Origin of the sequence: Colidextribacter sp. OB.20 (genome assembly GCF_009911595.1) — a bacterium.
Lineage (GTDB): Bacteria > Bacillota > Clostridia > Oscillospirales > Oscillospiraceae > Lawsonibacter.
Genome location: NZ_QWKG01000039.1, coordinates 18416 through 37764, shown reverse-complemented (window position 1 = coordinate 37764; position 19349 = coordinate 18416). Strand labels below are relative to the sequence as shown.

The 19349-nt window shown below is 61.2% G+C and carries 18 protein-coding genes and 1 tRNA gene; 17 read left to right on the top strand and 2 right to left on the bottom strand.

What is annotated here, in order from left to right:
• Positions 1-96 precede the first annotated feature (96 nt).
• On the top strand, positions 97-915 hold the full coding sequence (locus tag D1641_RS10850) for an SWIM zinc finger family protein (RefSeq protein ID WP_160665555.1): 819 nt from the start codon (positions 97-99) through the stop codon (positions 913-915).
• A 160-nt stretch (positions 916-1075) separates the two neighbouring features.
• Here D1641_RS10850 and D1641_RS10845 read toward each other — a convergent pair.
• Positions 1076-1152 (bottom strand) — tRNA-Ala (locus D1641_RS10845).
• A gap of 207 nt (positions 1153-1359) precedes the next feature.
• Here D1641_RS10845 and D1641_RS10840 point away from each other — a divergent pair.
• From D1641_RS10840 to D1641_RS10820, 5 genes are all read left to right on the top strand, one after another.
• Complete coding sequence (locus D1641_RS10840) at positions 1360-2454, top strand: extracellular solute-binding protein (RefSeq protein ID WP_160665553.1); 1095 nt, start codon at positions 1360-1362, stop codon at positions 2452-2454.
• Positions 2455-2550: 96 nt separating this feature from the next.
• A complete protein-coding gene (locus tag D1641_RS10835; RefSeq protein ID WP_160665551.1) occupies positions 2551-3663 on the top strand; it encodes an ABC transporter ATP-binding protein in 1113 nt (370 codons plus the stop codon).
• Positions 3660-5318 (top strand): iron ABC transporter permease, encoded by a 1659-nt coding sequence (locus tag D1641_RS10830; protein WP_160665549.1) that lies wholly within the window; start codon positions 3660-3662, stop codon positions 5316-5318. The genes D1641_RS10835 and D1641_RS10830 overlap by 4 nt, the downstream gene beginning before the upstream one ends.
• Positions 5319-5451: 133 nt before the next feature.
• Positions 5452-7152, top strand: a complete 1701-nt coding sequence (locus D1641_RS10825) for a histidine kinase (RefSeq protein ID WP_160665547.1) — start codon at positions 5452-5454, stop codon at positions 7150-7152.
• 3 nt (positions 7153-7155) lie between these two features.
• Positions 7156-7905: a response regulator gene (locus D1641_RS10820; protein WP_160665545.1), complete on the top strand. Its 750-nt coding sequence runs from the start codon at positions 7156-7158 to the stop codon at positions 7903-7905.
• Between the two features lie 50 nt (positions 7906-7955).
• Here D1641_RS10820 and D1641_RS10815 read toward each other — a convergent pair whose 3' ends face one another.
• Positions 7956-8504 carry a phosphatase PAP2 family protein gene (locus D1641_RS10815; protein WP_160665543.1) on the bottom strand — a complete coding sequence of 183 codons (549 nt, stop codon included), beginning with the start codon at positions 8502-8504 and terminating at the stop codon, positions 7956-7958.
• A gap of 128 nt (positions 8505-8632) precedes the next feature.
• On the opposite strand from D1641_RS10815, the gene D1641_RS10810 reads away from it, so the two are divergent.
• From D1641_RS10810 to purD, 11 genes are all read left to right on the top strand, one after another.
• Entirely contained in the window at positions 8633-9724 is a 1092-nt protein-coding gene (locus D1641_RS10810; protein ID WP_160665541.1) for a glycosyltransferase, read from the top strand.
• A gap of 228 nt (positions 9725-9952) precedes the next feature.
• Positions 9953-10450, top strand: coding sequence for a 5-(carboxyamino)imidazole ribonucleotide mutase (gene purE, locus D1641_RS10805; RefSeq protein ID WP_160665561.1), 498 nt, complete (start codon positions 9953-9955; stop codon positions 10448-10450).
• A gap of 18 nt (positions 10451-10468) precedes the next feature.
• Positions 10469-11893, top strand: a complete 1425-nt coding sequence (locus D1641_RS10800; RefSeq protein ID WP_160665539.1) for an amidophosphoribosyltransferase — start codon at positions 10469-10471, stop codon at positions 11891-11893.
• Positions 11894-12001: 108 nt separating this feature from the next.
• Positions 12002-13039, top strand: coding sequence for a phosphoribosylformylglycinamidine cyclo-ligase (purM, locus tag D1641_RS10795; RefSeq protein WP_160665537.1), 1038 nt, complete (start codon positions 12002-12004; stop codon positions 13037-13039).
• Positions 13039-13680, top strand: a complete 642-nt coding sequence (gene purN, locus D1641_RS10790; RefSeq protein ID WP_160665535.1) for a phosphoribosylglycinamide formyltransferase — start codon at positions 13039-13041, stop codon at positions 13678-13680. The genes purM and purN overlap by 1 nt, the downstream gene beginning before the upstream one ends.
• Positions 13677-14408: a hypothetical protein gene (locus D1641_RS10785; protein WP_160665533.1), complete on the top strand. Its 732-nt coding sequence runs from the start codon at positions 13677-13679 to the stop codon at positions 14406-14408. The genes purN and D1641_RS10785 overlap by 4 nt, the downstream gene beginning before the upstream one ends.
• Positions 14409-14411: 3 nt before the next feature.
• A complete protein-coding gene (locus D1641_RS10780) occupies positions 14412-15122 on the top strand; it encodes an IMP cyclohydrolase (protein WP_160665531.1) in 711 nt (236 codons plus the stop codon).
• 97 nt (positions 15123-15219) lie between these two features.
• Positions 15220-16332 (top strand): phosphoribosylaminoimidazolecarboxamide formyltransferase, encoded by a 1113-nt coding sequence (locus D1641_RS10775; RefSeq protein ID WP_160665529.1) that lies wholly within the window; start codon positions 15220-15222, stop codon positions 16330-16332.
• A 52-nt stretch (positions 16333-16384) separates the two neighbouring features.
• Positions 16385-17446 carry a leucine-rich repeat domain-containing protein gene (locus D1641_RS10770; RefSeq protein ID WP_160665527.1) on the top strand — a complete coding sequence of 354 codons (1062 nt, stop codon included), beginning with the start codon at positions 16385-16387 and terminating at the stop codon, positions 17444-17446.
• 32 nt (positions 17447-17478) lie between these two features.
• Positions 17479-18066, top strand: a complete 588-nt coding sequence (locus tag D1641_RS10765) for a DUF6630 family protein (protein WP_160665525.1) — start codon at positions 17479-17481, stop codon at positions 18064-18066.
• A gap of 13 nt (positions 18067-18079) precedes the next feature.
• Positions 18080-19339 (top strand): phosphoribosylamine--glycine ligase, encoded by a 1260-nt coding sequence (gene purD / locus D1641_RS10760; RefSeq protein ID WP_160665523.1) that lies wholly within the window; start codon positions 18080-18082, stop codon positions 19337-19339.
• Positions 19340-19349: the final 10 nt, after the last annotated feature.

The window sequence follows — 19349 nt, the reverse complement described above, 5'->3', positions numbered from 1 at the left end:
TTCTGGACTTTTCTTTCTTATCTTTTCTTCTCTTGCTTTTTGTCTCTTTTTTCTCCTTTTCTACTATTGATTGCCATATCAAAAGGAGGATATCCTATGAAGCATAAAATCGGCTTTTTGAATGAGATTCAAGGCGATGCCGACAATATTACCCAGCCCAAGGAGGAGACCTCGGCTTTTGCGCCGAGGAAATCCTTGGTACAGGTCTATTTTCCCAAGCGGGGGATGAATCTATCCTACTACAACGACCAGTTCGACCTCCAGGTGGGAGATACCGTCTATGTGGACGGCAAGCTGGAGGGCCTGCGGGGGCGTGTGACCGCTGTGAACTACAGCTTCAAAATCAAGCTCTCCGATTACAAGCGGGTAATCGCCCTGGCGGACACCCACATCTCCGGAGAACTCCGCATGGCCGGCTCCCACCTGGTGGCCTTTGATCCCCAAACGATCCCCTACGAGAAAATTATCACCTGGTTCAAGGCCCCGGACAAAGAGGACGACGTTTACGTGTCCGGCAGCGATGACCACGGCTTCCGGTTGGATGACCTCAGCGGGATGAAGGTCACCGGCGCCATTGCGGAGCGTGGACACGACTACTATACAGAGAACCGGGTGGTCTACCTCTGCATAGACCACGGCCATGGGCGGGGAATCGCGGAGGGCACTTCCCCTTACGAGATCGAGTTTGATTACGGCGGCGGAGAGATCAAAAATCTCACCTGCAGCTGCTACTGCGGCTACCCCTGCAAGCACGCTTTCGCCGCCATGCTCCAGCTGCGGGAGACGCTGAAGCTGCTGAAGGAGCAGGACGGCTTTGATTGGACTGAGGGCGGCTATGTTGCGGCGATCAGCCAAGGCGCCTTTTTCTCCTTTGCAGTGGATGGAAAAACAACCGGCAGTTTTGTGCTTCCGTAATGTCGATGTACACCGCAAAGATTGCATCGCCATATCCAATGAATAAGGGCGGCAGGCCTACGTGACAGCCCGCCGCCCGAAAATTTTTTGAAACCCGTCTGTGGTATTTCTGTGGTCAAAAGAAAAATCACCCCAGCTTTCACTGAGGTGATTTTCTATTTGGTGGACCTGAAGGGGATCGAACCCTCGAACCTCACGGATGCGAACCGTGCGCTCTCCCAGCTGAGCTACAGGCCCAGATATCAAACATCTACCTTGTATCTAGACAGCTTCTTTATTATATCAGGTTTTTCTAAAATGTAAAGAGTCTTTTTTAGAATCTTCGTTATGGGCGGCTGTTTTATATTTTACTACTAAAGTTGTGTTTTTTGGGATTTTCATTTTTGTGAAAAATATGTACAATAACTATAGCGATACCCAATCATTTTTTAGGAGGTTTTTACGATGAAAAGAAAGCTTGCTTTTGCGCTTGCACTTGTCTTGACATTTGGGCTCCTGGCTGGCTGTGGAAACAAGAACCAGGGGAACCAAAGCAATCAGGGGGCTCAGAGCAATCCCGGCTCCGCCAGCGGCAGCCAGAAGCCCTCCACCCCCTCCGGAAGCGACACTCTGGTGGTCTACACCGCCCGGAGCGAGAGTCTGAACAACGCGGTCATCGAGAACTTTGAGGCCGACACCGGCATCCACGTGGAGGTGGTCACCGGCGGTACTGGCGAGATTCTGAAGCGTGTCCAGTCTGAGGCGGCCAATCCCCAGGGCGACATCTGCTGGGCGGCCGACGGCCCTCAGCTCCGGGGCTATGTGGACTACTTTGAGAAGTACGTCTCCCCGGAGGACGCCAATATGATGGACGGCTACAAGAACACCAGCGGCTACTCCGCCCCCGCCTTCTGCGATCCCCCTGTGTTTATCGTAAACAACGACCTGGCCGCCGGCATCGAGGTCAATGGCTTTGAGGACCTGCTCAACCCCGCCCTGAAGGGCAAGATCGCCGCCGGCGACCCTGTCAACTCCAGCTCCGCGTTCAACTGCCTGGTGGCCGGCCTCTACGCCATGGGTAATGGCGACCCCATGTCCGACGCGGCCTGGGAGTGGGCCAAGGGCTTCATCGCCAACCTGGACGGCGTCAGCCTGAGCAGCTCCTCTCAGGTCTACCGCGGCGTGGCCGAGGGCGAGTACGTAGTGGGTCTGACCTGGGAGGACCCCGCCGCCGCCTATGTCCGTGACGGCGTCAACGTCCGGGTGGTATTCCCCGAGGAGGGCACCTTCATGTCCGGCCAGTGCGTGTCCATTATCAAGGGCGCCCCCAACATGGAGAACGCCAAGAAGTTTGTGGACTACATGCTGGGCGAGACCTGCCAGAGCTATGTAGGCCAGAACACCACTGTGCGTCCCCTGAACGGCAGCGCGACCCTCAGCGACACCCTGACCCCCTGGGCCGACATCAAGGAGCTGGACTCCTACGACGGCGCGTGGGTGGCCGACAACAAGGCCCAGATCACTGAGCGCTACACCGAGTATCTGGTAGACGCGGGTTAACCAGAGGTACAAGTTCCAATCAAAACACGCGACAAGTGGGCCTGCGGTCTTGATCGCAGGCCCCTTGTGCAAAGCCACAAGGAAGGATGAGAGAGCATGGGCGCGACGATCTCCATTGAAAACGCAGTCAAACGATTTGGAAACGACACCATCATCAACGGATTGGACCTGGATATCCGGCCGGGAGAGTTTTTTACCCTCCTGGGCCCCTCAGGCTGCGGCAAGACGACCCTGCTGCGGATGATCATCGGCTTCAACACCATCGAGGGGGGCACCTTTAAGATCAACAACCAGGTCATCAACGACATCCCCACCAACAAACGGAACATCGGCATGGTCTTTCAGAACTATGCCGTGTTCCCCCACATGTCCGTCTTTGACAACGTGGCCTTCGGCCTGAAAAACCGGAAGCTGCCCAAGCAGGAAATTCAGAAAAAGGTTGACGACATCCTGAAGGTAGTCAAGATCGACCATCTGAAGGACCGGATGCCCGCCAAGCTCTCGGGCGGACAGCAGCAGCGGGTGGCGCTGGCCCGGGCCATCGTCATCGAGCCCCAGGTGCTGCTCATGGACGAGCCCTTGTCCAATCTGGATGCCAAGCTGCGGGTGGAGATGCGCAACGCCATCCGCCGCATCCAGCAGCAGATCGGCATTACCACCATCTATGTCACCCACGACCAGGAGGAGGCCCTGGCGGTGTCCGACCGGCTGGCGGTGATGAACAACGGGGTCATCCAGCAGATCGACACCCCCTCCCGGGTGTATCAGCGCCCGTCAAACCAGTTTGTCTCCAACTTTATCGGCCTGTCCAACTTCCTCCCCGCCAGGGTGAAGCAAACCGGGGGCGAGGCGGTGCTGTGCTTCGGGGAGGACGGCGGCTATCAGGCGGCCATCCCCTTCCTGGACCCCTCCACGGCCGACGGACAGGAGGTTCTGGCGGCGGTCCGGCCCGAGGAATTTATCATGGAGACGGGCACGGACACGGGCATCCCCGCCACCATCCAGAGCAGCGTCTTTCTGGGCACCGCCACCCACTACTTCCTCACCCTGCCCAGCGGCAAGGAGGTGGAGGTAATTCAGCACTCCGACGAGCTGTGGGAGATCATCCCAGACGGAACTCAGGTGCGGCTCACGGTGAAGGAGAAGAAGATCAACGTCTTTACCGCAGACGGCAGCACCCCCCTGGTCATTCGGGAGGAATTGCGATGAGATACGCCGGAGAAAAAAAGTTTAACCTTTGGACGGTGCTTACCCTCCTCCTGCTGGCGGCCTTCCTGCTGTTTGTCATCTTCCCCATCGGGATGCTGATTGTGAAGAGCCTGCTCACGGGAGACGGGATCGACCTGAGCTATTTCGTAAAATTCTTCACCAAAAAGTACTACTGGAGCGCCCTGGTAAACAGCTTTCAGGTGACGGTGATTTCCACCCTGGTGTCCTGCCTCATCGGCGTGCCCATGGCCTACCTGCTGCGGAGCGTCAAGATCCCTGGCTCCGAGCTGCTCAACATCCTCATCGTCATCTCCTATCTCTCTCCCCCCTTTATCGGGGCCTACGCCTGGATTCAGCTGCTGGGCCGCAACGGCTTTATCACCCGGATCATCAACGCCCTGCTGGGCATCAAGTTCCGGGGCATCTACGGCTTCGCCGGCATTATCCTGGTGTTCTCCCTCCAGTCCTTCCCGCTGATCTACATGTATGTGTCTGGGGCCATGAAGAACCTGGACAACTCCCTGAACGAGGCGGCGGAGAGTTTGGGCTGCAACGCCTTTCAGCGGGTGACCAAGGTCATCTTCCCTCTGGTGATGCCTTCCCTGCTGGCGGGGATGCTGCTGGTGTTCATGCGGGTGTTCTCCGACTTCGGCACCCCCATGATTATGGGCGAGGGCTACCGCACCTTCCCCCAGATGCTGTACACCCAGTTCATGGGCGAGGTGGGCACCAACGACGGCTTCGCCGCCACCATGTGCATCATCGTCATCATCATCGCCCTGATGTTCTTCTTTATCCAGAAGTTCCTGGGTCGGCGGTTCACCTATTCCATGACCGCCCTCAAGCCCATGGAGGCCCAGAAGGCCTCCGGCTGGCGAAAGATAACCGCCTATCTGGTGGTCTACCTGGTGACCTTTGTGGCCGCCCTGCCCCAGATTACCGTTATTGTCACCTCCTTCATCGGCACCATCAACGGCTCTCTGTTCACCGGGGAATTTACCCTGGACAACTACCGGAGCATCTTCTCCAAGGGGAACCTGATGGCTATCAAAAACACCTACCTGTTCGGCCTGGAGGCTATTGTGGTGGTGGTGGTCTGCGGCATTCTCATCTCCTACCTGAGCGTGCGCAAGCGCAGCACTCTCACCGGCGTCCTGGACGTGCTGACTATGTTCCCCTACATTATCCCCGGCTCCGTCTTAGGCATCTCCTTCATCTACGCCTTCAACGGCGCCCCCTTCTTCCTGGGCGGCACCGCCCTGGTGATGATTATCTCCCTGTCCATCCGCCGTATGCCATATACCATCCGCTCCAGCACGGCCATCATCGGACAGATCAGCCCCAGCATAGAGGAGGCCTCCATCAGCCTGGGCGCGTCCCAGGTAAAGACCTTCCTCCGGGTCACCGTCCCCATGATGCTGCCCGGCGTGCTCTCCGGGGCCATCATGAGCTGGATCACCCTCATCAGCGAGCTGAGCTCCTCGGTGATCCTCCACAACAGCAGCACCAAGACCCTGACGGTAGCTATCTACTCCGAGGTCATCCGGAGCAACTTCGGCAACGCCGCCGCCTACTCCACCATCCTGACCCTCACCTCCATCATCTCCCTGCTGATCTTCTTCAAGGTCTCGGGGGGCAAGGATGTCAGCGTGTAGCCGGCAGGAGATCACCCCTCAGAGAGGACCGTCCGTCCGGGCGGCCCTCTCTGTTTCCCGGCCCGGAAACCCTTTGCCAAACGGCCGGAACTGTGATAAACTGAGAGCATCAGCCAAATCAGGAGGGATGGGGATGGCACGGCTCAAATTTCAGGATCAGCTGCGCAGATCCTTCCTCTGCTACACCGCTTTTCTTGTCACTGTAATTCTGCTGCTCTATCTGGGGGGCTTCCTGCTGAACTTCTCCTCGGTGGTGGTGCGGGCCAACCGGAACAGCAACGCCATCCTGTCTCAGGCCCTGTCCGACCAGTATGACGCCTGTGAGTCGGAGATGGACTCCCTGGTCCGGCTGCCCGCCCTCCGCAGCGCCCTGGCCGGGGACGGCTCCAGCGGCCTGGCCGCCGCCAGCGAGGCCCTCTACCGCTTCGCCAACGCCCAGACCTTCCGCCCCTACTTCTGCCTCATCGACCGGGAGGGGCAGATTGTCTGCTCCAGCTTCAACCAGCGCAACCAGACCATCTTTGCCGACTCCCCCTTCCTCCGCAGCGCAGCCTCCCGGCTGGACAAGTCGCCGGACCAGCTGCTGTGCTTTGTGTGCGCCGCGCCCCTCACCGGCGATCAGGCGTGCTGCTACTCCTTCTGCCGCACGGTGCCCGGAGCAGATGGGGAGACGGCGGGCTATCTCTTCTTCAACCTGCGCAGCGAGAGCTTCTCCAGCTACATTCGGGGCCTGTCTCAGGATGTCCTCATCACCGACGCCTATGACAACATCATCTACACCACCCTGGACCTGAAGTCCGACCCCGCCGACAAGCTGCCCTCGGGCAAATATGTCCTGAACGCGGACCGGGAGGGCATCTATTTGCCGGACGGGAACTACTATTACATCTGCCCCCAGACCGTCACCCCTCAGAAGCTCCAGGTCTATACCCTGACCTCCCTGGAGTTCCAGGTCAGGGCCCTGGGGTTCAGCCTGTTTCTCTTCTCCCTTCTCTTTGTCCTCCTGTTTGTCCTCATCGTCATCCTGACCCGGGTCTTCTCCCGGCGCAACGCCCGGGAGATCGGCGAGCTGACAAGGGCGGTGGCCGCTCTGCACCACGACGACATGGGCTATGAGCTCTCCTCCCAGTGCTCGGAGGAGTCTCAGGAGCTCTACAGCCAGTTCAAGCAGCTGGTACGCAACAACAACCAGCTGTTAGACCGCCGCCGGCAGATGGAGGTCCGGCAGCTGGAGGAGCAGTTCAACCCCCACTTTGTTTTCAACGTGATGGAAACGGTACGGTATCAGATCGGGGAGGATCCGGAGACCGCCTCTGAGATGCTCCTGTCCTTCGCCAATCTCATGCGGTACAGCATCAACTACGGCCACACCAAGGTATCCCTGGAGACCGACGTGGAGTATGTCAACGACTATCTCCTGCTCCAGAAGATCCGGTACAACAACGCCCTGCGCTTCGAGCTGAGTATCCCAGACGAGCTGCTGGACTGCCAGGTGCCCAAGCTGCTCCTCCAGCCTATCATCGAGAACAGCATCAGGCACGGCTTTGTCCAGGGCCAGACGCTGGACATCCGGGTGGCGGCGGAGCGCCTGGGGGACGACCTGCGCTTCACCGTCCGGGACAACGGGGCGGGCATCTCCCCCGGGCGGCTGGATGCCATCCGGGAGAGCTTTACCCTGGAGCTGGACAGCGGCATTGTGAAGCACATCGGCCTATACAATATCCAGAAGGTGACCTCCCTGCTCTACGGACCCCGGTACGGCCTGACCATCGACAGCGCCCCCGGGCAGGGCACCTGCGTCACCCTGACCATGCCTTACGAAATGGAGGACTGAAGCATGCTCAAGGTCTTACTGGTGGAGGATGAGGATCTGATCCGCCGGGGACTTCGCTTTCAAATGGACTGGACCGCCGCGGGGTGCGTCGTGGCTGATGAGGCCGCCAGCGGCCGGGAGGGGCTGGAGAAAATCCGCCTGCTCCACCCGGACGTGGTGGTCACCGACGTGCGGATGCCCGATATGGACGGGCTGGAGATGCTCCGGCAGGGGCTGGAGCTGTGCTCCTTCGACGCCATCGTGGTCTCAGGCTACAGCGAGTTTGACTACGCCCAGCAGGCCATCCGGCTGGGGGTGGTGGAGTACCTGCTCAAGCCGGTGGACTTTCACGATCTTCGGGGGTGCATCCAGAAGATCGTGGCCCGGCGGCAGCAGCGCCAGCAGGAGAGTCAGGGGCAGCCCTCCCCTCCCCTGGTCCCGGACATCGACCCCGCCGCCCTCACCAACCGCTACGCCGCCCGGATGCTGCAATACATTCAGGAGCACTACGCCGAGCGCATCTCCCTCACCGACCTGAGCCAGGAGCTGAACATCTCCTGCACCCACCTGAACGCCAAATTCAAGGCCGAGGTGGGCTACACCTTCCACGACTTCCTCAACCACTACCGGATCACCCGGGCGGTGGAGCTGCAGAAGCAGGGGAGCTGGAAGCTCTATGAGATCGCCGAGATGGTGGGCTTTTCCGACTACAAATACTTCAACAAGGTCTATAAAAAATATGTGGGCTATCCCCCCAACAAGAGCCTGTCTTAGGCATGAAAAACCGCCGAACGCCCGCAGGCGTCCGGCGGCTGCTTCCGCAGTCAATAGACTCGGCTCCTTCGTTCCTCCCAGACCTGAAATGCCCTCCAGGCGATCCAGGCGCACAGGGAGCCGATAACCGCCCCCACCAGCACGTCGGAGGGGTAATGCACCCCCACATACAGCCGGGACAGCCCCATCAGCACCGCCATCACCACTGCAATGACCTGGTCCCGCTTCAGGGGCAGAGTCCGCGCCCAGGCCATGGCCGCGGCGAAGGCGGCGCAGGTGTGACCCGAGGGGAAGGAGTTAGGGTCCTTCTCCGTCACCAGCGGCTCAATGGGCCAGAGCAGCCAGGGCCGGGCCCGCTCCACCAGGGGCTTGATGGTGACGTTGGTCACCAGCAGCCCCAGAATCATGGCAAAAAGAGCCAGCAGCCCCGCCCTCCGGGTGGGTTTATAAATCAGCATGCCCAGAGACAGGGCGATAAACAGCAGCCCTGCGTCCCCCAGCTTGGTATAAAAGGACACAACAGGGTCCAGCCAGGGCTGATGCAGGCCCTGAATGGCCACCAGCAGCTGGCCGTCCAGCTGCTGCAGGGTATCCAGCATACGTTTCCCTCCTTTTAAATTATGTTAACCGGCCGTCTTGACGGCGCTCCATTCCATGACTATAATAGAGTATAAAGCGGTATAAGTCAACGCTGTTTTTATGATCCTTGCATATTGGAGGTCCCGTTTTGAAGCAAATCCTCTGTCTTTCCAGTGAGCCCTGGTCAAACCAGCTGCCCGGGCGCACCCAGCAGCTGATCTCCCGGCTCAGGGACGCACAAATTTTATATTTCTCCCCGGCCCAGAGCCGGAAGGACCGAAGCTTCCGGCAGAAGGGCAGGCGGGTCCGGCCCAACGTGATGGTCTACAGCCTGCCCCCCATCCCCTTCCCCATTTCCGAGAGGAGACGGCTCCTGTTTGAAATGGCCTGGAACAAGGTGGCCCGTTTTATCCAGAGCACCGCCCGCAGCCGCCGGTTCACCGCCCCTCTGCTGTGGACCACCCACCCCCGGCAAGTCCATCTGCTGGACCGGCTGGAGTACAGCGCTTTGGTCTATGACTGCGATCAGGACTGGGAGGACTTTCCTCCCCACTGGGAGGGAAGCCTGGCCCAGGCTGCGGACGTGGTCTTTACCGCCTCCCCCCTGCTTGCCGACCGGCTCTCCCCGTGCAGCAGCAATATCGCCCTGCTGCCCAACGGGATTAACCTGCCTCTTTTTACCTCCGATGTCTCCCGCATCGATCCGCTTCCCGGCGTGACCGCCCCTGTCATCGGCTGGAGCGGCACCATCCGGGCCTCTCTGGACCTGTCTCCGGTGCTCCACGCCGCCCAGGCCCGGCCGGACTGGGGCTTTCTTCTGATGGGCGCCGTTGAGGAGGACAATCCCCTCCTCAACCGGCTGAACAAGCTGTCCAACGTCTTTTTCCCCGGCCCCCGGCCGGCGTCGGAGGTTCCCGACTGGCTCTATCGCTGCGACGTGCTTATCGACCTGCTCCGGGAGGACCAGCCCTATAACGACGTGACCTCCCCCCGGCTCTACGAATACCTGGCCACCGGAAAGCCGGTGGTCACCATGCTGTGGCCCGGCCAGGTAGAGCGCTTTCCCGACGTGGTTTACAATGCCCGGGACCCCGAGGAATTTATCACCCTGTGCGCCCACGCCCTGGAGGAGGCCCCTGGCTTCGTCTCCCAGCGCAGAAGGGATCAGGCCGTCCAGGCCGCCTGGTCCAACCGAACCCGGGAGGTAGAGCGCATCCTCACCACCGCGGGACTGTTATAGGCTTTCTTTCTTGTACAAGCCTACGAAATTTGCTCCGCCTCTTGCCAAACTCCAAGCTTTCCTATAAAATGGTATTCTACGACAGAAAGGGGGGGCCGATGTGCGGTATTTTTTCCAGTTCCGTCATTTTCGCGGCCCCAATCCGTCTAAATCCGCCCCATAATACGTCAGGCTATCTGTCTCCCCACAGGTAGCCTGCGCTTTTTTGGATGAAAAAAGGAGTGTTTACTGATGAAGAAAGTAGCAGTTATCATGGGCTCTGACTCCGACTGGCCGGTGGTCAAGGGGGCCTGCGCCCAGCTGGAGGAGTTCGGCATCCCCTATGAGGCACACATTCTCTCCGCCCATCGCACCCCCGCCGCCGCCTCGGAGTTTGCCCGGGGCGCCCGGGCAAACGGCTTTGGCGTGCTGATCTGCGCCGCCGGCATGGCCGCCCACCTGGCCGGGGCCTTCGCCGGCAATTCCACCCTTCCCGTCATCGGCATCCCCATGAAGGGGGGCGCTGTGGACGGCCTGGACGCCCTGCTTGCCACCGTCCAGATGCCCAGCGGCATCCCCGTGGCCACCGTGGCCATCAACGGGGCCAAAAACGCCGCCGTGCTGGCCGCCCAGATCCTCGCCGTCTCCGACGACGCCCTGGCCGCCAAGCTGGACGAGGCCCGGGAGAAAATGGCCGGCCAGATTGCCGAGAAGGAGGCCAAGCTCCAGGCGGAGCTGAGGGCCTGAAATTAAGGAGGAACACCAATGGGTGGTTTTTTTGGAGCCGTCTCCACACAGGACGTCTCCCTTGATATCTTTTTCGGGGTGGACTACCACTCCCACCTGGGCACCCGCCGGGGCGGCATGATTATTCACGACGCCCAGGACGGCTTCCAGCGGCAGATTCACTCCATCGAGAACACCCCCTTCCGCACCAAGTTCGAGAAGGACCTGGCCGACTTCCACGGCTGCTCCGGCATCGGCTGCATCAGCGACACCGACCCCCAGCCCCTGCTGGTCCGGTCCCACCTGGGGCTGTACGCCATCACCACTGTGGGAATTATCAACAATGCCGAGGAATTGGTTGACCAATACTTCTCCGACCACGGCCACCAGTTCATGGCTATGAGCTCGGGCAAGGTCAATTCCACCGAGCTGGCCGCCGCCCTCATCAACCAGAAGGACAATCTGGTTGACGGTATTCTCCACGCCCAGGAGCTGATCAACGGCTCCCTCACGCTGCTCATCCTCACCGACCAGGGGGAGATTATCGCTGCCCGGGACCGGGTGGGCCGTCTGCCTGTCCTCATCGGAAAAAACGAAAAGGGCTGCTGCGTCTCCTTCGAGTCCTTCGCCTACCACAAGCTGGGCTACGCCGACGCCTATGAACTGGCCCCCCGGGAGATTGTCCGCATCCGCCCCCAGGGCTATGAGGTCCTCTCCCCCGCCGGGGAGGATATGAAAATCTGCGCCTTTCTCTGGACCTATTACGGCTACCCCAACTCCAACTACGAGGGGGTCAACGTGGAGGTTATGCGCTACAAAAACGGCGCGGTCATGGCCCGGGACGAGAAGAAACGGGGCACCCTCCCCGATGTGGACTATGTGGCCGGCGTCCCCGACTCGGGCATACCCCACGCCATCGGCTACGCCAACCAGAGCGGCGCCCACTTCGCCCGGCCCTTCGTGAAGTACACCCCCACCTGGCCCCGGTCCTTCATGCCCGCCAATCAGGACGTGCGCAACCAGGTGGCCAAGATGAAGCAGATCCCGGTGCCCGAGCTGATTGAGGGCAAGAAGCTGCTCTTTGTGGACGACTCCATTGTCCGGGGCACCCAGCTGCGGGAGACGGTAGAATTTCTCTACGAGTCGGGGGCCAGGGAGGTCCACATGCGCTCCGCCTGTCCCCCCATTATGTACAGCTGCAAGTATCTGAACTTTTCCCGGGGAAACTCCGACATGGACCTCCTCGCCCGGCGCACCATCCAGGAGCTGGAAGGGGACGAGGGCCAGAAGCATCTGGAGGAGTACGCCGACGCCGGGACGGAGCGGGGCCAGTGCATGCTGAAGAGCATCTGTGAGAAATTCGGCTTCGACTCCCTGGGTTATCAGTCTCTGGACGGCCTCCTGGAGGCCATCGGCATCGACCGGGACAAGGTATGCACCTACTGCTGGAGCGGGAAGGAGTAAATCCGCTTCTGTAGGGCGCGACGACCCGGCGCGCCGTCACGGATACACGGCGGGCCGAGGTCGTCCCGCCCTACACTGCATTTACAATGATTGGAGGTTCCTTCTATTATGGAAAATTCCCATTCCGCGTCCTACGCCGCCGCCGGTGTGGACATTGAGGCCGGGTACAAGGGCGTACAGCTGATGAAGAAGCACGTGGCCCGCACCATGATCCCCGGAGTAGTCAGCGGCATCGGCGGCTTCGGCGGCCTGTTCGCCCCCGACCTGGCCGGCATGAAGGAGCCGGTGCTGGTCTCTGGCACCGACGGCGTGGGCACCAAGATCCGCCTGGCCCAGCTGATGGACGAGCACGACACCATCGGCATCGACTGCGTGGCCATGTGCGTCAACGACATCATCTGCTGCGGCGCACGGCCTCTCTTCTTCCTGGACTACATCGCCATCGGCAAAAACGAGCCCGAGAAGGTGGCCTCCATCGTCTCCGGCGTGGCCGAGGGCTGCGTCCAGGCGGGCTGCGCCCTCATCGGCGGCGAGACCGCCGAGCACCCCGGCCTCATGGCCCCCGAGGACTACGATCTGGCCGGCTTCGCCGTGGGCATTGTGGACAAGGAGAAGATGCTGGACCCCAGCCAGGTAAAGGCGGGGGATGTCATCCTTTCCCTGCCCTCCACCGGAATCCACTCCAACGGCTTCTCCCTGGTGCGCAAGGTGTTCAACATCGAGCACGCCAAGCTGGACGAGTGGAGCGAGGAGCTGGGGGGTGAGCTGGGCGGCGTCCTGCTCCAGCCCACCGCAATTTACGTCAAGCCTGTCCTGGCCGCCATTGAGGCCGCCCAGGTCCACGGCGTCAGCCACATCACCGGCGGCGGCTTCTATGAGAACATCCCCCGCTGCCTGCCCAAGGGAATGACAGCTAAAATCGACAAATCCGCCCTGTGGATCGACCCCATCTTCCGGATGATCCAGCGGCTGGGGAATATTCCGGAGCACGACATGTTCAATACCTTCAACATGGGCACCGGCATGGTGCTGGTGGTGGCTAAGGAGGATGTGGACAAGGCCGTTGCCGCCCTTAACAGCGAGGGAGAGGGCGCGCGGGTCATCGGCGAGATCGTGGCCGGGGACGCCGGCGTGGAGCTGCTGTGATGAAAAATATCGCCGTTTTAGTGTCCGGGGGCGGTACCAACCTTCAGGCCCTTATCGACGCCCAGGCCCGGAGAGAGATCAACGGCGGAGAGATCGGCATGGTGGTCTCCTCCAATCCGGAGGCCTACGCCCTGGAGCGGGCCAAGCAGGCCAACATCCCGGGTTACGTCCTGCCCAGAAAGAACTGGCCCTCCAACCAGGCCTACACCAAGGCCCTGGTGCGCCTCCTCCAGGAGATGGGGGCGGATATCGTGGTGCTGGCCGGCTTTATGACCATCCTCACCGAGGAGATCGTCCAGGCCTACCCCAACAAAATCCTCAACGTCCACCCCGCCCTGATCCCCTCCTTCAGCGGAAAGGGGGCCTATGGCCTCCACGTCCACGAGCAGGCCCTGGAATACGGGGTGAAGGTCACCGGCGCCACCGTCCACCTGGTAACCGCAGAGCCGGATGGGGGGCCTATCGTCCTGCAAAAGGCCATCGACATCCTGCCCTGGGACACCCCGGAGAGCCTCCAGCGCCGGGTGATGGAGGAGTGTGAGTGGAAGCTCCTCCCCAAGGCGGTGGACCTGCTGTGCCGGGATAATCTGAAGGTAGAAGGACGCACCGTAAAAATAATAGGAGGACATGTGATTGTATGATTGACTTGAATAACCCAGTCTGGAAGGCAATCCACGGAGCGGGCGGACGCGTCGATGACTGTCTGCGCCGGCTGATGGCGGGAGAGGGCGATTTTCGGGAAAACGTGGACCTCCTTGCCGACAATACAAGCCACCAGCTCAGCTGGTACAGCGCCACCGCCTACGCCCTGCCCCACGTGGCCCGGCTGTGCAAAAAGCTGAGCGTGGAGGAAAAGCTCTACCTCATCGCCCAGATGGGCCCCGCCGTGGCCGCCGAGGCCCAGGTGTCCCTCTCCCCGGACTCTGAGGAGTTTCGGGAGTTCCACGAGGGGCTGGCCCCTCTGGCTCAGAAGGTCAGAGAGCTGGTGGAGCACCACATGGAGGAGATCAAGGCACTGCCCAAGGACCTGCCTCTGTTCTTTGCCAACTCCGCTCTGGCCCTGCTGTGGGACCGGAAGCGCGCCTGGTACCTCTTCCTCTGTGCCCCCTGGGACGAGCTGCCCGCCATGTGCCCCGAGTGCGATTGGTACGAGGAGTGTATGGACTTTTCTTTGGAGGAGGAGCCGGAGTTTGTGACGCCGGGCGATTTGGACGAGGAGGGCGTCTGGCTCCAGAAGCTGCTCACCGCCATCGGCGACCGGGAGCTCCTGCCCCGGCTGCCCTATCTGTATGGAACCTGTACCTGCCCGGAGTGCGGAGCCAGCGGCCCTCTCTGGGCTTGGATGGACCGCGCATATGAGGAGGGTTAATATATGAAGCTGACCAATTTAATGACCTATCTCGCTGAAAACCCCTACCCCGGCCGGGGCATCGTCATGGGCCGCACGGCCAACAACCAGGCGGTTATCGCCTATTTCATCATGGGCCGTAGCGAGAACAGCCGCAACCGCATCTTCGAAAACACCGAGGACGGCATCCGGACAAGAGCCTTTGACGAGTCCAAGATGACCGACCCCTCCCTGATTATCTACCACCCCGTCCGGCTGCTGCCCAACGGACTGCTGGTGGTGACCAACGGCGACCAGACCGACACCATCCGGGACCACATCGCCCAGGGCCACTGCTACCGCCACGCCCTGAATACCCGGAAATTCGAGCCCGACGGTCCCAACTGGACCCCCCGCATCTCCGGGGTGATGAAGCCCGACGGCACCTATAACCTGTCCATCCTCAAGAGCATGGACGGCGACCCCTCCTGCTGCTGCCGGTACTTCTTCGAGTACGACGCTCCCGTCCCCGGCACAGGCCACTTTATCCACACCTATCAGAGCGACGGCGACCCCCTGCCCTCCTTCCAGGGCGAGCCGCGGTTGGTGGAACTCGGCACGCAGTTTAATATCGACTCGCTGACCGACACAATCTGGAACAGCCTGAACGCGGACAACAAGGTATCCCTTTATGTTCAGTTCACGGATTTGGAGAGCGGCAACTGGGAATACACCATTACCAACAAGCACCGCTGACCTGTAGGGGCGGACATTGTCCGCCCGCCGGAATCCGGGCATTTATGAACGGGCGCACAATGTGCGCCCCTACACACAACCGAAAGGAGCGCGCAACATGACCGAACTGGAACTGAAATACGGCTGCAACCCCAACCAAAAGCCCGCCCGCATCTTCATGGAGAATGGCGAGCTACCCCTGGAGGTGCTCAACGGCAAGCCGGGGTATATCAACTTCATGGACGCCCTCAACTCCTGGCAGCTGGTGAAGGCACTGAAACAGGCCACCGGCCTGCCCGCCGCCGCCTCCTTCAAGCACGTCTCCCCCGCCGGGGCGGCTCTGGGCCTGCCCCTCAGCGATGTGGAGCGGCAGATGTACTTCGCTCCGGAGGGCGGCCTCTCCCCCATCGCCTGCGCCTATATCCGGGCCCGGGGAGCGGATCGTCTGTGCTCCTTCGGGGACTGGGCGGCTCTGAGCGACACCTGCGACGCTGACACCGCCCGCTTCCTGGCTCTGGAGGTGTCCGACGGCGTCATCGCCCCGGACTACACCGCCGAAGCCCTGGAGATTCTGAAAACCAAGCGCAAGGGCGGCTACAACGTGGTGAAAATCGACCCGGACTACACTCCCGCCCCCATCGAACGGCGGAACATCTTCGGCATCACCTTCGAGCAAGGCTACAACGACCTGCCCATCAGCGAGGACATGCTGAAAAACATTGTCACCAAAAACAAGGACCTGCCCCTGCAGGCCAGGCACGACATGCTGCTGGCCCTTATCACGCTGAAATACACCCAGTCCAACTCGGTGTGCTATGTGAAGGACGGCCAGACTCTGGGCGTAGGGGCCGGCCAGCAGAGCCGCATCCACTGCACCCGCCTGGCGGGAAACAAGGCAGATATCTGGTGGCTGCGGCAGCACCCCAAGGTGCTGGGCATGACCTTCCCGGAGAACGTCCGCCGCCCCGACCGGGACAACGCCATCGACGCCTTCATCGCCGACGGCCTCACCGCCCAGGAGAAGGCGGAGTGGATCGCCAAGCTCACCGGTGTGACCCTGGGCTCTGACGCCTTCTTCCCCTTCGGGGACAACGTGGAGCGGGCCCAGCAGTCGGGGGTAAAATATATCGCCCAGCCCGGCGGCTCCATCCGGGACGACCAGGTCATCGAGACCGCCGACAAATTCGGCATGGTCATGGCCTTCACCGGGATGCGGCTGTTCCACCACTGAGCGCGCGGCCATGACGTCACCGGAGGATTTTGTCATTCAGGACGGAGTCCTGTTGGCGTACAGGGGGTACGGCGGGCTTGTCACCGTTCCTGAGGGGGTGACGAAAATCGGCAGGGAGGCCTTCGCCGGCGCGGGGCCGGAGCGTATCACCCTGCCGGAGAGCGTCACCGAAATCGGCTATCAGGCCTTTGGCGGCTGCACCAGCCTGATCCGCATCGACCTGCCCCAGGGAATCAAGCAGCTGGACATCGGGGCCTTTTGGCGCTGTACCGCTCTGACCGGCGTCACCCTTCCGAAGGGCATCACCTCTATCAGCCAGCGCCTGTTTTCCGGCTGTGACCACCTGACCCAGGTCACCATCCCGGAGGGGGTGACCGCCATCGGCCCCAACGCCTTCGCCCAATGTGAACGGCTGGCCGGCGTCGTTCTGCCAGGCTCGCTGGTCCAGATCAGGCGGGGCGCCTTTGAGGACTGCGCCGACCTGACGGAAATCACCATCCCGAAGGGGATTACTGAGCTCAGCCACGGGCTTTTCTGCGGCTGTCACAGTCTGGCCAGCGTTACTCTCCCTGAAGGACTGAAAAAAATCGGCGAGGCCGCCTTCCTCAACTGTCCGAATTTGACGGAGCTGTCCCTCCCGGAGGGCTTGGAGGAGATCGGCCGGATCGCCTTTTCCAACTGCGTCCGCCTTGCCCATATCGCCCTCCCGGAGGGGCTGAAAAAGCTGGGGCTGGGGGCCTTCGGCCACTGTAAGGCCCTGGGAGAGATCACCATTCCGGAGAGCGTGACTGAGCTGGAGCACGAGATTTTCAACGAATGCGCCGCCCTGGAGCGGGTCCGGCTGCCCTCCAATTTAACGCAGCTGCCCTGGCACCTGTTTCTGCGGTGTGAGAATCTGGCTGACCTCCAGGCCGACGGCGTCCCTCTGTCTCAGCTGCCTGACAGCCTGTGCAAGCGGGCGGCGGCGGTCAACTTCGCCCGGAGGACCGTGGCGGGGGAAGCGTTCCCGGAAGACAGGCGAATCGAATTCACCAAATACATCCGCAGCCAGCGAAAAAAGTTGGCTCCGCTGGCCGCGCAATACCCGGAACTGCGTCAGCTTCTGGAGGCGTAGCGAACGTATTCTTTCTGAGGAGGACAACCGCAATGGGAATTTTTGACCATTTTAAGAAACAGGCCCCGGCTCCGGAGGCCCCATCCGCCCCGGAGGCGGAGGGTAAACCCTTTGGCCCGAATGTGCTGGAAATTGCGAAGCTGATCTCATCCGGGGACGAGGCAGTCTTAAAGGATGTCTCCGCCTGTACAGAAGATCCCGCCGGCTGGTTTACAGCCCATCAGGAGCGGTACGAGGAGCGTGGCGTCGTGGACGACCCCGACGATCTGGACCAGGTCCAGTGGCTGGGTCTGGTGGACATTCTGGAGGAGCGTGGCTGGGTCTGCGATCGGGACTGGAAGGACGAGCTGGAGGATTTCTCCTATTTTCTCCAGAATCTGAAGGGATTTCAGGCTTTGGGGCTGGAGCTGGACGAGAGCTGGTTTGACGAGGATGAGGACATCCCCGCCTGGTGTACTGTCCTGACAGAAAAGTGGAGGTCCCAAGAGGTACGGGTCGCCGCGATCAACATCAACACCGACAGCTATGTCCTCTTCCCCACCACCTATGCCCATCTTGACGAGCTGCAAAAACTGGCCGGGGAGATCGGACACTGCATCGACGCTGTGGAACGTATGTAAAAGGAGGACCCTTATGAAAGTTTTAGTTGTCGGCGGAGGCGGCCGGGAGCACGCCATCTGCTGGAAGCTGGCCCAGAGTCCCAAGGTAACGGAGCTCTACTGCGCCCCGGGCAACGGGGGCATCGCCCAGGTGGCGAAGTGCGTGCCCATCAAGGCCACCGACGTGGACGGGATGGTACAGTGGGCCAGGGAGAACGCCATGGACTTTGTCATGGTGGCTCCGGACGACCCCCTGGCCCTGGGGATGGTGGACGCCCTGGAGGCGGCGGGCATCCCCGCCTTCGGCCCCCGGGCCAGCGCCGCCATCATTGAGGCCAGTAAGGCCTTTTCCAAAGAGCTGATGAAGAAATACCACATCCCTACCGCCAAATACGAGACCTTCACCGACCTGGACAAGGCGCTGGCTTACATCCAGGAGCAGGGCGCGCCCATCGTGGTCAAGGCGGACGGTCTGGCCCTGGGCAAGGGTGTGGTGGTCGCCGCCACGGTGGAGGAGGCGTCGCAGGCCGCCCGGGAGATGATGGAGGACAAAAAATTCGGGGAATCGGGCTCCACGGTGGTCATTGAGGAGTGTATGGTGGGCCCGGAGGTGACGGTGCTGGCCTTCTGCGATGGGGAGCACCTGGCGCCCATGCTGTCCAGCCAGGACCACAAGCGGGCGTACGACGGCAACCAGGGCCCCAACACCGGCGGCATGGGGGCCTTCTGCCCCTCCCCCAAGTACACGCCCGAGATTGCGGAGCGCTGTATGAAGGAGATCTTCCTGCCCACCGTCGCCGCCCTGAAGGCGGAGGGACGGCCCTTCAAGGGGGTCATCTATTTCGGTCTTATGTTAACCAAAGACGGCCCCAGGGTGGTGGAGTACAACGCCCGCTTCGGCGACCCGGAGACCCAGCCCATCCTGTCCATGCTGGACACTGACCTGCTGGACATCTTCCAGGCCTGCGTAAACGGCACGCTGGATCAGGTTGACATCAGGTGGAAGCCCGGCGCGGCCTGCTGTCTGGTGCTGGCCTCCGGGGGCTACCCGGTGAAGTATCAGAGCGGCTACCCCATCTCCGGGCTGACGGAGGCGGAGGCCCTGGGGGCCACCGTTTTCCATGCGGGGACCAAAAAGGCGGACAGCGGGGAGGTCCTCACCGCCGGGGGCCGGGTGCTGGGGGTCACCGCCACCGGCGCCACCCTGGAGGAGGCCATCGCCGCCGCCTACGCCGCCGCAAAGCCCATCTCCTTCCAGGACATGCACTTCCGCACCGATATCGGGAAAGTATAAAAAACCAGCC